At 30.7% G+C, this 13,643-nt stretch carries 12 protein-coding genes; 11 read left to right on the top strand and 1 reads right to left on the bottom strand.

Features of this window, described 5'->3' with window-relative positions; translation table 11 throughout:
- Window positions 1–137 precede the first annotated feature (137 nt).
- From RH99_RS01255 to galT, 9 genes are all read left to right on the top strand, one after another.
- Entirely contained in the window at window positions 138–977 is an 840-nt protein-coding gene (locus tag RH99_RS01255; protein WP_010233305.1) for an ABC transporter ATP-binding protein, read from the top strand.
- Window positions 934–1,686 (top strand): ABC transporter permease, encoded by a 753-nt coding sequence (locus RH99_RS01250; RefSeq protein WP_010233303.1) that lies wholly within the window; start codon window positions 934–936, stop codon window positions 1,684–1,686. Before RH99_RS01255 ends, RH99_RS01250 begins: the two co-directional genes overlap by 44 nt.
- A gap of 90 nt (window positions 1,687–1,776) precedes the next feature.
- Window positions 1,777–2,577 carry a sulfate adenylyltransferase subunit CysD gene (gene cysD / locus RH99_RS01245; RefSeq protein ID WP_010233300.1) on the top strand — a complete coding sequence of 267 codons (801 nt, stop codon included), beginning with the start codon at window positions 1,777–1,779 and terminating at the stop codon, window positions 2,575–2,577.
- Window positions 2,578–2,592: 15 nt separating this feature from the next.
- A complete protein-coding gene (locus tag RH99_RS01240; protein ID WP_010233297.1) occupies window positions 2,593–4,425 on the top strand; it encodes a GTP-binding protein in 1,833 nt (610 codons plus the stop codon).
- A 231-nt stretch (window positions 4,426–4,656) separates the two neighbouring features.
- Window positions 4,657–5,739 (top strand): glutamyl-tRNA reductase, encoded by a 1,083-nt coding sequence (hemA, locus tag RH99_RS01235; RefSeq protein ID WP_010233294.1) that lies wholly within the window; start codon window positions 4,657–4,659, stop codon window positions 5,737–5,739.
- A 99-nt stretch (window positions 5,740–5,838) separates the two neighbouring features.
- On the top strand, window positions 5,839–6,744 hold the full coding sequence (hemC, locus tag RH99_RS01230; protein WP_010233291.1) for a hydroxymethylbilane synthase: 906 nt from the start codon (window positions 5,839–5,841) through the stop codon (window positions 6,742–6,744).
- Window positions 6,745–6,746: 2 nt separating this feature from the next.
- Complete coding sequence (cobA, locus tag RH99_RS01225; RefSeq protein WP_010233288.1) at window positions 6,747–8,237, top strand: uroporphyrinogen-III C-methyltransferase; 1,491 nt, start codon at window positions 6,747–6,749, stop codon at window positions 8,235–8,237.
- Window positions 8,238–8,526: 289 nt separating this feature from the next.
- A complete protein-coding gene (gene hemL, locus RH99_RS01220) occupies window positions 8,527–9,834 on the top strand; it encodes a glutamate-1-semialdehyde 2,1-aminomutase (protein ID WP_010233284.1) in 1,308 nt (435 codons plus the stop codon).
- An 84-nt stretch (window positions 9,835–9,918) separates the two neighbouring features.
- Entirely contained in the window at window positions 9,919–10,878 is a 960-nt protein-coding gene (gene galT, locus RH99_RS01215) for a galactose-1-phosphate uridylyltransferase (RefSeq protein ID WP_010233281.1), read from the top strand.
- A 124-nt stretch (window positions 10,879–11,002) separates the two neighbouring features.
- Here the strand turns inward: galT and RH99_RS01210 are convergent, their stop codons facing one another.
- Entirely contained in the window at window positions 11,003–11,557 is a 555-nt protein-coding gene (locus RH99_RS01210; protein WP_010233279.1) for a nitroreductase family protein, read from the bottom strand.
- A gap of 155 nt (window positions 11,558–11,712) precedes the next feature.
- On the opposite strand from RH99_RS01210, the gene RH99_RS01205 reads away from it, so the two are divergent.
- Complete coding sequence (locus RH99_RS01205) at window positions 11,713–12,042, top strand: winged helix-turn-helix transcriptional regulator (RefSeq protein WP_010233277.1); 330 nt, start codon at window positions 11,713–11,715, stop codon at window positions 12,040–12,042.
- Window positions 12,043–12,274: 232 nt separating this feature from the next.
- The gene (locus RH99_RS01200) at window positions 12,275–13,573 is read left to right on the top strand and encodes a hemolysin family protein (RefSeq protein WP_010233275.1); all 1,299 of its coding nucleotides are present in this window, start codon (window positions 12,275–12,277) and stop codon (window positions 13,571–13,573) included.
- The last annotated feature ends 70 nt before the right edge of the window (window positions 13,574–13,643 follow it).

Here is a 13,643-nt window from a genome sequence, read left to right as displayed (position 1 = left end):
AAGGAAATAGGTTCCTGAGATAGTGAGCTATCTTAGGGTTCTGTTGACGCGGTGGGATTCAAAATAGACTAGTATACTGACTAGTTATTTATTTGAATGTGCCTTAGATGTAAATCATAAGAAAAGAGGTGAAATAGTTGAGCTTAGTAGTTGATGGAATTAGTAAGAGATTTGTAACAAAAAATAAGGATACATTTACATTAGATAATATAAATCTTTCTTTTAAACAAGGTGAATTTATATGCCTTTTAGGACCGTCAGGTTGTGGGAAGTCTACTTTACTTAATATAATTGCAGGACTTGAAAAACCTACCTCTGGTAAAATTCTTCTAAATGACAAGGAAGTAAAGGAAGTTGGACCTGATAAGGCATTTATGTTTCAAGAAGCTGCATTATTTCCATGGCTTAAGGTTATAGATAATGTAGAGTTTGGCATGAAGATGGCAGGAATATCAAAGGAAGAGAGAAGAGAAAAAGCTTTAAAATATCTTAAGATGGTGCACTTAACTAAATTCCAAAATTCTTTTGTACATGAATTATCTGGAGGAATGAGGCAAAGAGTATCTCTTGCAAGAGCTTTGACACTTGATTCAGAATTATTGTTAATGGATGAACCTTTCTCAGCTCTGGATAGTCAAACTAAAAGTATACTTCAACTTGAACTTCAAAAAATATGGTGGGAAACAAAGAAAACTGTAGTGTTTGTAACTCATAATGTAGAAGAAGCTGTACTTTTAGGAGATAGGGTAATAGTAATGTCTGCAAACCCTGGAAGAGTAAAACGTGAGTTTAAAATTCAACTTGCAAGACCAAGAGAAGCACAAAGTGTAGATCTTGCATATGTATCCGCACAGGTTATGAAAGATCTTAAGGAGGAGGTGGAGAAGGTTGCAAAAGCTGAGTACGACAGCGATTGGAGTATTGAAAAGAATAATGTTTTATATAATTCTACTAATAATATGGGAGATGGTCTATAAAATAGGTGTAGATGCCTTAGGAGTATGGAAGCCCTATACTTTTCCATCACCAATTGATGTAATTAAAACACTAATTTCACTTGTAAAAGATGGCTCATTGTTTATTGCAATTGCAGTAAGTTTGAGAAGACTTGCAATAGGCTATTTAATTTCACTAGCCATAGGCTTAAGTTTAGGACTTCTTATCGTGAGATACAAATATCTAGATGAGAATTTCAGTTCATTGATATTAGGACTTCAAACACTTCCAAGTGTATGTTGGTTACCTTTTGCAATACTCTGGTATGGGCTCAATGAAAAGTCTATAATATTTGTTATTACTATTGGTTCAATATTTGCTGTTTGCATGGCTACAGAGGCAGGAATAAAAAATGTTAATCAACTATATGTGAAGGCTGGAAAAGTTATGGGAGCAAGAGGAATAAAACTTTATTGGAATGTAGTAATACCTTCTGCACTTCCTGCTATAATTAGTGGCATGAAACAAGGGTGGTCTTTTGCATGGAGAGCATTAATTGCAGGTGAAATGCTATCAGCCACTAAGGGACTTGGACAAATACTTATGGTTGGTAGAGATCTTGCAGATATAAGTCAGGTTATGGCTGTTATGGTGATAATTATAGTTCTTGGTCTTGTGATTGATAAATTGATATTTGGAAGTTTAGAAAAAAATATGAGATATAAAAGAGGATTGGATAGAAATATTTAAAATTAGATATTTATTAAAATAACAAACATCTAATTTTAAAATAATCTACAAGATAAATTGATTTGTATTAGGAAAATAGGAGGAATTGTTATGGATCATTTAGACAGATTAGAAGCAGAAAGTATATATATATTGAGAGAAGCATATAAACACTTTGGAAAACTTGGTATGCTTTGGTCAATAGGTAAGGATTCAACAGTAATGCTATGGCTTGCACAGAAGGCATTTTTCGGTAATTGCCCATTTCCATTAATTCACGTGGATACTACTTTTAAGATACCAGAGATGATAAAATTTAGAGACAAAATTGCTAAAGAATATAATTTGAATCTAATAGTAAATACGAACTGGAAAGCATTAGAAGAGGGAATGGGACCTCAAAAAGGAAGACTAGTCTGCTGTAAGGCATTAAAAACTGATGGACTTCAAGAAGTAGTTAGTAAATACGAATTCGAAGGACTTATTGTTGGAGTAAGAAGAGATGAAGAGGGATCAAGATCTAAAGAGAGAGTATTTAGTGAAAGAAATGCCGAATCAGAATGGGATTATACAGATCAACCACCAGAGCTTTGGGATCAATTTAAGACAGACTTTAAAAAAGGAAATCATATAAGAATACATCCACTTCTAGGATGGAGAGAAATAGATATATGGGAATATATAAAGAGAGAAAATATTCCAATTATTGATTTATATTTTGCTAAAAACGGAAAGAGATATAGAAGTTTAGGTTGTGCTCCTTGCACTAAGCCTATAGACTCAAATGCTTCAACTTTGGATGAAATAATAGACGAATTAAAAAATACTAAAGAAACAGAAAGATCAGGAAGAGCACAGGATCAAGAAGATGCTCATGCATTAGAAAAACTTAGAAAACATGGATACATGTAGTTGGGGGTGGCAAAAATGAAGAGCGAAAGAGAAAATTTAAATATTGTTGTAGTTGGGCACGTAGATCACGGTAAATCAACTCTTATAGGAAGATTATTATATGATACAAATTCACTTCCTGCTGGAGCTATAGAAAAGGTAAAGAAAATATCAGAAGAAAAGGGTAAATCCTTTGAATATGCATACCTTTTAGATGCATTTGAAGAAGAGCAAAAACAGGGTATAACTATAGATATAACTATGATTCAATTCTTTACAAAGAAAAGAGACTATGTAATAATTGATGCTCCAGGTCATAAAGAATTTTTGAAAAATATGATTTCAGGGGCCGCTAGTGCAGAAGCAGCCTTCCTTTTAATAGATGCAAAGGAAGGTATTCAAGAACAATCTAAAAGACACGGGTACATACTTTCACTACTTGGTATAAAGAAAGTATATGTACTTGTAAATAAAATGGATCTTGTAGATTATTCAGAAGAGAGATTTAATGAAATACAAGAACAATTTAATGAGTTTTTAAACAATTTAAATGTCTATCCTGAAAAGTATATACCAATATCAGCTTTTAACGGACAAAATATAACAGCAAAACCAGATGCTATGCCTTGGTATAAGGGAGATTATGTACTACAGTGCATGGATAAAATAGAAAAGGCAAAGGGTATAGAGGAAAAGCCATTAAGATTTCCAATACAAGATGTTTACAAATTTGATGATAGAAGAATAATAGCTGGAAGAATAGAAGCAGGTACATTAAAAGCCGGTGATGAAATTGTAATATATCCAAGTGGTAAAACTACTAGAGTTAAATCCATTGAAGCTTGGCAAAATAAAGACAAAACTGATATAGTTTCAGCAGGAATGTCTGTAGGAATTACTGTTGAAGATGAATTCTTTAATAAAAGAGGCGAAGTTATTTGCCATAAAGAAGATCACGTTGCTACAGCTAATATTTTTAATGCCAATGTATTCTGGATGGGTAAAAACAATCTAGAGAGAGGTAAAAAATATAAACTTAAAATTGCCACACAGGAAGTAGAGTTTGAAGTTTTCTCAATTAATAAGATAATAGATGCAGCTTCATTGAAAACTAATACAGAATTAAACTATATAAAGAAAAATGACGTTGCAGAAGTTACTATAAAGACAAAGACACCTATTTGTTTTGATGCTTTTGGTAATATACAGGCATTGGGTAGATTTGTAATAATAGATAATTATGATACTGCTGGTGGCGGAATAATATCAAATGTAGATGACTCTTTAAACAGAGAAATAGTAAATGTAAAGAGTAAAAACATAACTATACGAAAGAGACTTGTATCAAAAAAAGATAGAGAAAAAGTATTAGGACAGAAGGGCAAAGTAATATGGCTTACAGGACTTCCTGGATGTGGAAAAAATGAAATTGCAGTTAAACTTGAAAAGAAACTTTTTGAGCTTGGAAAGAAAGTATATTACATAGATTCAGCTCATGTAAGATTTGGATTAAGTAGTGATTTAGCATTTTCGCCTAAAGATTCTTATGAGCAAACTAGAAGAATATCAGAAGTTTCAAGTTTATTTGCAGATAGTGGAACTATAACTATAGTAACTTCTGTAAGCAGATTTAAGGAAGCTAGAGAATATGCTAGAAATGTAATTGGAAAAGATAATTATGTAGAAGTATTAGTAGAGGCTTCTAATGAAATATGCAAGAAGAGAAATCCAAATGCTTTCAGTGAAGACTGTGATAACATATTTGATTATGAAAAATCAGAATATCCTGTAATATCATTGAATATAAATGAATCAGAGTTTAATTCTGATAAGAAAGCTGAATCAATTATTGATTTATTAAATCTATAAAATTTATTTATTGAATACAGAGATTTTAGGCATCTTTAAAGGAATAATGAGTAAGTCTATTCATCACATTTAACTTGTTATTTCTTTTTAGATGTCTTATTATTAATATTATAGTGTTGGAGGATAAGACGTTAAAATGTCTTATCCTAAGACATTTTTCTTGAAATAAAAAGTATCTTTAGCTTGATATTTCTTTTTAAATGTCTAATAATTTTAGAAGGTGAATATTTAATGTATTATTTAGTTATGGCTGGAATTGATTATAAATATAGTAATTTAGAAACCCGTGAAAAAGTGAACTTTACCTCTAGTGCTATAAAAAGAGCATTTGAAAAAATAAAAGATGAGGGTGTTTTAAAAGAGGCTGTAATTTTATCTACTTGTAATAGAAGTGAAGTATATGGAATTTTGGAAGAAGAAAATGGAGAAGGATACTTGCGCAATTTTTATTCTTCATTTTTTAATATAGATATAGAAGAAATTAATGATAATGTAGCGTGCAGGTCAGGCTTCGATGTAATTGACCATCTTTTTCAAGTAACCAATGGATTTAAATCCATGGTATTAGGAGAAGATCAAATATTGGGGCAAGTAAAAACTGCCTATAATGAAGCACTTAAGAATAAAGGTAGTGGAAAGATCTTAAACAGACTATTTTTGAACTCTATTACTAATGCTAAAAAGGTTAAGACTATTACTAATATATCTCATGCATCCACATCTGTAAGTGCTATAGGTATAAAACTTATAAATAGACATTTGGGAAGTCTTAGAGGGAAAAAAGTTCTTGTAGTAGGTCTTGGTAAAATGAGTAAAATAGCTATAAAGTATTTGCTATCAGAAGGTGTAGAAAAAATATATATTACTAATAGAACTAAAAATAAAGTTACAGATTTAGAAGTTATTTCAGATAATATTGAAGGCATAGATTTTGATAATAAGTATGATGTTATTAAAGATGTAGATGTTATAATAAGCTGTACAAGTGCACCACATTTTGTTGTACATAAAGAGGAATTTCTAAAGAACTATAGTGAAAAATCTATTTGTATACTTGATTTATCTGTGCCAAGGGATGTAGACCCAAAAATTGGATATATTGATGGAGTTAGTCTGTATGTTATAGATGATATTGAAAAAATAGCAAAAGAAAATGAAAATAAGCGTATTAAAGAATTCGATAGGGGTATGGTATTAGTCAGAGAAGATGTATATAAATACTTAGATTGGATTAAAGATGAAAGTATAGATGTTTATGGATGTAATGTAAATGATACGTCTAAACTTCAAGTTGAAAAAAATATTGCATTATAACAGTGTATGATTTAAAAATCATATTTTTTATTCTATAGAAATTTATAGATTTTCATCCATGCGGATAATTATTGAATAAACTTTGAAAGAGGTTTTTATATGAAATCTAAGATTATAATAGGTACTCGTGGAAGTAAGCTTGCGATTACTCAAACTAATATGGTTATTGATGAATTAAGAAGTAAGTATCCGAGCCTGGAAATAGAGGTAAAGATAATCAAAACTACAGGTGATAAAATATTAGATAAAAGTTTGAGTAAAATTGGAGGCAAAGGCCTATTTATAGCTGAAATTGAAGATAATTTAAAAAATAACAATATAGATTTAGCTGTACATAGCATGAAGGATGTACAAAATGTTGTTTTAAAGGAATTTGAAATTTTATCAGTATTAAAAAGAGAAGACCCAAGAGATGCACTTATATCTAAAAATGAATTAACTATTGAAAAACTTCCTAAAGGCGCAGTTATAGGAACTAGCAGCTTGAGGAGGATGGTTCAGATAGGAAAACTTCGTCCTGATTTAGAGTTTAAGCTTCTGAGAGGAAATATAGATACTAGAATAAAAAAAATGTTAAATGGAGAAGCGGATGCTATAATACTTGCAGCAGCAGGGCTTAAAAGAATGGGATGGGAAAAGAATATATCACAATACATTGATATCCATAAGTGTATACCTTCTGTAGGCCAAGGAGCACTGTGTGTAGAGTTTAGAAGAGGAGATATGGATGTAAAATCTATTGTTAATACTCTTGTAGATGAAATAGAATTTAAGTGTATACTTTCAGAAAGGGCCTTTTTAAGGGAGATGAACGGAGGGTGTAGTATTGCTATCGGGGCTCATGCAACTGTATCTAACGATAAAATTGAATTAGAAGGTTTTGTATGTGATGATAATAATACTACTATTTTTAAGAGTGAGACTACAGGAAGTATAAATGACTATGAGAATATAGGTATAGAGCTTGCTAGAAAACTTAAAGGTCTTTTAGAGGGAGGTAAATAATTGTGAAAGAAGGCATAGTGTATATTATTGGCGCGGGTTCAGGAAATGAAAAGCTTATAACTTTAAGGGCATTGGAATGTATAAAAAATGCTGATGTGATAGTCTACGATAGACTTATAAATACAAATTTTTTGTCCTATGCTAGAAAAACATCAGAAAAAATAGATGCGGGAAAGAAAGCTGGTAATCACACAATACCTCAGCAGGACATAAACAAGCTACTTGCAAGTGAAGCAAAAGAGGGAAAACGTGTTGTAAGATTAAAAGGTGGAGATCCTTTTGTATTTGGAAGAGGCGGAGAAGAAGCTATTCATCTTTTTAATGAGGGAATAAAATTTGAAATTGTTCCTGGAATTTCAGCAGTGAATGCAGTTACTGCGTATGCAGGGATTCCTATAACTCATAGAAATATAAGTAGTTCATTTCATGTAATAACAGGTCATGAGAATCCATCTAAGCAAGATGAGGCTATAGATTATAGTGTTATTGCAAAGCTCTCTGGAACTTTGATTTTCTTTATGGGACTTGGCAATCTAGAATCTATATGTGAAAATCTTATGAAGTACGGAAAGAAAAAGGAAACTCCGGTTGCAGTAATATCTCATGGTACTGGTGAAAATCAAAAAACAGTATGTGGAACTCTAGAAAATATTAAAAATTTCAAATCAGAAATGGAATCTCCAGCATTGATTGTAGTAGGGGAGGTAGTTTCACTTAGAAAATACCTAAATTGGTTTGAAGATAATATTAATTCCAATAAAAAGGTACTTGTAACTAGATCAAAGGAACAATCAGAAAAGATATGTTCAAAGATTAAAAGTATAGGCGCAGATCCTATAAATTTTCCTATGATAGAAATAAAGGATAATATTGATTCTGTAGAGTATATATATGAAGATATAGAGCAATATGATTGGATAGTTTTTACCAGTGAAAATGCCGTAAATATATTCATTAAAGGATTGATGAAATATAAAGGTGATGTAAGGGCTATAGGTAAAGCAAAAATAGCTGTAATCGGTAGTTCTACAGAGAAAACATTGAAAAATTACTACTTGAAAGCTGAAATTACTCCAAAGGAATTTGAATCAGAAAAATTGTCACAAGAATTAAAGAATAAGGTTAAATTAGGAGAAAAGGTTTTGTTGCCTACTTCCAATATTGCTCACAATTCTATATCAAAGACTCTGGAGCAAATAGGTGCTAAACTTGAAACTGTATACATATACAATGTAGTTACTCCAAATTATAAAGTGGGAGAGTTAACAAGTGCACTAAGGGATGTTGATGTTATTACATTTACTAGTCCATCTTGTGTAAAGGGATTTATGGAAACTTTAAAGATGGATAATGATAGCTTTGGAATACTAGATAATAAAGAAATAATATGCATAGGGCCTATTACAGGAAATGCTCTTAAGGCATTTAATATAAATAATTATAAATGCGCAAAGACTCATACTGTGGATGGTATTGTTGATTTATTAAAATAATTAATTCTTAATTTATAACTTTTAAGGCATATTCAAATAAATAACTAGTCAGTATGCTAGCCTATTTTGAATCCTACTGCGTCAGCAGAACCCTCAGATAGCCCACTATCCTGGTCACCTGCTTCCTTGCTCAATTCAAAATATTCGTCGCATATTTGACTTACTATTTATTTTCACATGCCTAACTGATTTTAAACTTTCCACTGTACACTATCAACTTTCAACTAAGAAAAGGTCTTTGGACATTTTCTAAAATGAACACTAATGTAATTATACGAGGTGAATTATAATGAAAAACAGAGCAAATAATACAAAGTCAGTTGAACTTTTTAAGAGAGCAATGGAAATCATACCCGGAGGAGTTAATAGCCCAGTAAGAGCTTTTAAAGATGTAGACATGACTCCACCATTCATAGTGAGAGCAGATGGAAGTAAAATTTATGATGAGGATAACAATGAATACATAGATTATATAGGTTCTTATGGACCAATGATTTTAGGCCATAATCCGTCTATAGTAAATCATAAATTAAAGGAACAAATTAATAAATCTTTAAGTTTTGGAGCTCCTACTAGACTTGAAGTAGAAATTGCAGAATTAATAAGAGAAATTGTACCATCTATAGAGATGATAAGAATGGTCAATTCTGGCACAGAAGCTACTATGAGTGCTTTAAGAGTGGCACGAGGATATACTGGAAGAAATAAAATAGTAAAATTCGCAGGTAACTACCATGGACATGGAGATTGTCTTTTAGTTCAGGCTGGGTCAGGGGCATTGACTCATGGAGTACCAAGTAGCAGTGGAGTACCAGAGAGTATTACTAACAATACTATAGTTGCAGAATATAATAGTATTGAATCTGTTTCTGATATATTTAAAGAACATGGTAAAGAAATCGCAGCAGTTATTATGGAACCTATTTCGGGAAATATGGGAGTAGTTCCTGCAACTCAAGAGTTTATAGATTATGTAAGAAAAATAACAAGACAATATAATAGCCTTTTAATTATAGATGAAGTAATGACTGGATTTAGAGTTGCCATTGGAGGAGCTCAGAGCCTTTACAATGTGGAACCTGATTTGACTTGTTTTGGTAAGATAATAGGTGGAGGACTTCCCGTAGGAGCTTATGGAGGAAAAAAAGAAATAATGCAGTGTGTAGCCCCATTAGGGCCTGTTTATCAAGCGGGTACCCTATCTGGTAATCCACTTTCCATGACAGCTGGAATAACAACTCTAGCATATTTAAAGGATAATCCAAAGGTATATGTAGATCTTGAAAATAAAGGTAAAATGCTTCAAACTGGAATAGAGAAAGCTATATCAGATTTTAAGATAGAAGCTAATGTAAACAGAGTTGGATCTATGATGACCGTATTCTTTTCAAATAAAAAGATAATGAGTTATGATGATGCTAAGAAATGTAATATAAAATCATTTGCAAAATATTTTAAAAGTATGCTTATGAGTGGAATATATTTACCACCATCTCAGTTTGAAACTTTCTTTGTATCAAACGCTCATAGTGAAGAGGATATTGAAAAAACTATAAAAAGTATTAGAAATGCATTTAAAGAATTGTCTGAGGACTAATGGCTACAATTACTCCAATTACAGTAAACTGTTTAATATTAGTATGAGTAATAGACTCTAACCAATATATGAGGAGGGAATAACATGCCGCACATGAGAATAAATCCTATTTCTAATGAAGTTGTAATAATGTCAGAAAATAGGTCAAAAAGGCCAAGTGATTTTCCTGCAGATAAACAGAAGATTGAAAGGATAACTTTTAAAAAAGATTGTCCCTTTTGCCAAGAGAATCAACATATGACGTCTAAAAAAATCTATGAGAATCAAGGCTCTAATTTTGTTAAGGTAGTTGAAAATAAATATCCAGCCGTATTTAAGAAAGAGGAAGCTAATAGTAATATATATGGATTCCATTATGTGGTCATTGAAGGTAGAGATCATAATACAAGATTTTTTGAACTTACTAAAGAACATATATCTGAGATAATAAAAGCATATATAAATATTTCAACAAATATATATAAATCTTCCTTTATTAAGTATGTACAGATATTTAAAAATAATGGAAGAGAGGCAGGTGCATCGTTACAACATTGTCACTCTCAAATTATTGGTATTAATATATTACCTCAAAAAATTGAGAGAGAAATAGAAAATTGTAAGAAGTATTACAAGGATAAAAATACTTGTATTTTATGTGACATTTTAAAAGAAGAAATTAAGGATAAGAAAAGAATTGTGTATGAAGGCAAGGAATTTGTGGCTCTCTGTCCCTATGCATCTACTTTTAAATATGAAGTTCAAATTATCAAAAGGAAACATTCAAGTACTATACTTAATCTAAATGAAGTGGAAATAATGGATTTAAGTAATGTTATGAAAAATGTTACAGGTATGATCTATAATGTCCTAGGAGATATATCATATAATATATACTATAATTTTGTTAAAGAAGATAATTCATATTATCATTTTTATATTGAAATATGTCCTAGAACTGTTAAGGGAGCAGGCTTTGAAATCAGTACAGGAATTATGATAAATACAGTTTTCCCTGAAATTGCAGCTGAAAAATTGAGACAACAAAATGGTGAAAATAACTAACAAGTCAAAATACTAAATTATATAGTAAATTTAGTATTTTGACTTGTTAGTTTAACTTTATATAGCTTTTCTACTGACGAAAGTAAAGAAGTCTTTAGGATACGCATTAAGTAAGCTATAAACATTATTTTATATAGTTAACTACATCTAAATTTCGTTTTGGTGCAATCATTTTTTTTTCAGTAGTTTTATGGCCAAAGGCCACGCCATAGTAGGGTTCATAACCTTCAGGAATACCTAGTTTTTTTACTTCATCTTCTAATTGAAAGAAAAAAGTTACCAGCCCAAGCCAAACAGAACCTATATTTAAACTTTCTGCGGCAATAAGCATATTTTCAATTGCTGCAGAACAATCTACTTTAGGTGCAACAGCATCTTTTCTACCAGATACGATAATAAGTGTTGGTGCGCCATACATTAAATTTATTTTAGGATTCAATCCCATCTTTTTAATCCATTCAGTGTTGGATTTTGCCATTAGTTCTTTAGACTTGTCACTAATATATTGAATTTTTTCTTTACTTTGTATAACTGTAAAATGCCATGGTTGGTCATTATGAGCAGTAGGTGCATAAATGCCGGCCTCAAGTATTGCCTGTAAGTCTTCTTCTGGTATTTGTTCTGATAAATAGGATCTTACACTTCTTCTATTTTTGAGAGTTTTTAAAACTTCATTCATAAAAATCTTCCTTTCATTAATTGATTAACATTATAGTATCATTAAAAAAATTAAAATAAAAGTAGGCACAAATTTGAAACCTGGTATCAAAAATGATATTATATATGTTAATAAAATAAAATATTCAGATAATTTAAATGGGTGGGAGAATAAATATGTCAAAGGTAGAAAATTTAACACCAAGTTGTCCTATTAATATAACTATAAATATTTTAAGCGGAAAATGGAAGGTAGCAATTCTTTGGCATTTATCGAAGGAAATTATTAGGTTTAATGAACTAAAAAGATTATTACCTGATATTACTCATAAAACTTTGACTATGCAGCTAAGAGAATTAGAAAGGGACAAGATAATCTATAGGAAAGCTTATGCAGAAGTTCCACTTAGAGTTGAATATGGGCTTACTGAGCTTGGAGAGAGTATAAGACCTCTTTTAAAATCCATGTGTGATTGGGGGAAAGAATACAAAAGACAGTTTAATTAGTGATAAAATCTAAGGGCAAATGAAAATTAATTAGAATGAATGTTGATTAGATTATTTGACTTAGTAATATATGCTTGATATGATAATTATACCAATATAATAAAATTTAGGAGAAAAGATAAATGGATGTAGATAGGCAACATGAAAAGATACCTGATAAATTATATACAAAGAAAGCTAGAAAAATCAGCATTGAAAGATTAAAATTTATTAGGGAGGAAATCATCATTATATGATTATTTTAATAAATATTATTATTGTAATTTTACTTGTATTTATGAATGGTTTTTTTGTTGCCACAGAATTTGCAATGGTAAAGGTAAGGAAATCTAGAATAGATACCTTAGTACATGAGGGAAATAGAAGTGCAAAATATACATCAAAAGTGGTAAATAATTTAAATTCATATCTGTCTGCCTGTCAATTGGGAATAACTTTAGCATCTTTAGGTTTAGGTTGGATAGGAGAACCAGCTGTAGCTGATATGCTTATGCCTTTGTTTCATATAATACATATACCGGAAAATACTATTCATTCTATTTCATTTGTACTTGGATTTGCAATAATAACAGCTTTTCATATAGTGCTTGGTGAATTAGCCCCTAAATCAATAGCTATTATAAGTGCAGAAAAAATAGCTATATATACGGCAGTGCCACTTATTATGTTCTATAAATTAACTTATCCTATAATGTGGGCATTTAACCATAGTACTAGTCTAGTTCTAAGACTATTTGGTATTTCACAAATAGAGGAACATGAAGCAGCTCATACGGATGAAGAAATAAAATTATTAGTTGAAGATAGCTATAATCATGGATTAATAGATAAGACAGAATTAACCTTTGTGGATAATATATTTGATTTTTCTGAAAAAACTGTGAAAGAGATAATGGTACCACGTACGGATATGGAATGCATTTCTATTGATAATGCATTTAATGAAATAGTAGAGACCACATTAGAAGAACAGTTTACTAGGTATCCAGTTTATAGAGATGGTAAGGATAATATTATTGGTTTTATACACATTAAAGATTTATATAAACAGAAAATTCATGATGATAACCAAAATATAGAGGAGATTATTCGCGAGATAAAGTTTGTACCTGAATCTTTGTCAATAAGCGAGCTGTTTAAGGTGTTTAAGATGGAAAAAGCACAAATAGCTATAATAATAGATGAATACGGAGGAACATCAGGTCTAGTAACCACTGAAGATATATTAGAAGAAATTGTAGGAGAAATCCAAGATGAGTTTGATGAAGAGGGAAAAGAAATTAATAAAAGTGAAAATGGAAACTATATTGTAGATGGAAAAGTTATTATTGAAGATATTAATGAGCTTTTAGATACAGATATTGATGAAGAAAATATTGACACTATAGGGGGATGGGTTTACTCACAGTTAGACTCATATCCTAAGGTTAATCAAAAAGTTATTTATGAAAACTATGAGTTTGTTATATTAAAATGTGATAAGAAAAGAATAAGTAAAGTTTTAATTAAAGTATTATCTAGACAACAGTAATAAGAGGAGGAAACACTATCAATTCACATAGTTTAAATGGAATTTGATAGTGTTTATATTTAAATACAGA

This window comes from Clostridium arbusti SL206 (assembly GCF_000246895.1).
Classification (GTDB): Bacteria; Bacillota; Clostridia; order Clostridiales; family Clostridiaceae; genus Clostridium_I; species Clostridium_I arbusti.
The sequence above is the reverse complement of the archived record's forward strand: the minus strand, read 5'-3'. Positions and strand labels throughout refer to the sequence as shown.

Coding starts and splice junctions, on each gene's coding strand:
- hemA (WP_010233294.1), top strand. CDS start 4,657: ATGTATTATTTAGTTATGGCTGGAATTGATTATAAATATAGTAATTTA.
- RH99_RS01240 (WP_010233297.1), top strand. CDS start 2,593: ATGAAGAGCGAAAGAGAAAATTTAAATATTGTTGTAGTTGGGCACGTA.
- RH99_RS01205 (WP_010233277.1), top strand. CDS start 11,713: ATGTCAAAGGTAGAAAATTTAACACCAAGTTGTCCTATTAATATAACT.
- cysD (WP_010233300.1), top strand. CDS start 1,777: ATGGATCATTTAGACAGATTAGAAGCAGAAAGTATATATATATTGAGA.
- RH99_RS01250 (WP_010233303.1), top strand. CDS start 934: ATGTTTTATATAATTCTACTAATAATATGGGAGATGGTCTATAAAATA.
- RH99_RS01200 (WP_010233275.1), top strand. CDS start 12,275: ATGATTATTTTAATAAATATTATTATTGTAATTTTACTTGTATTTATG.
- galT (WP_010233281.1), top strand. CDS start 9,919: ATGCCGCACATGAGAATAAATCCTATTTCTAATGAAGTTGTAATAATG.
- hemL (WP_010233284.1), top strand. CDS start 8,527: ATGAAAAACAGAGCAAATAATACAAAGTCAGTTGAACTTTTTAAGAGA.
- hemC (WP_010233291.1), top strand. CDS start 5,839: ATGAAATCTAAGATTATAATAGGTACTCGTGGAAGTAAGCTTGCGATT.
- RH99_RS01210 (WP_010233279.1), bottom strand. CDS start 11,557: ATGAATGAAGTTTTAAAAACTCTCAAAAATAGAAGAAGTGTAAGATCC.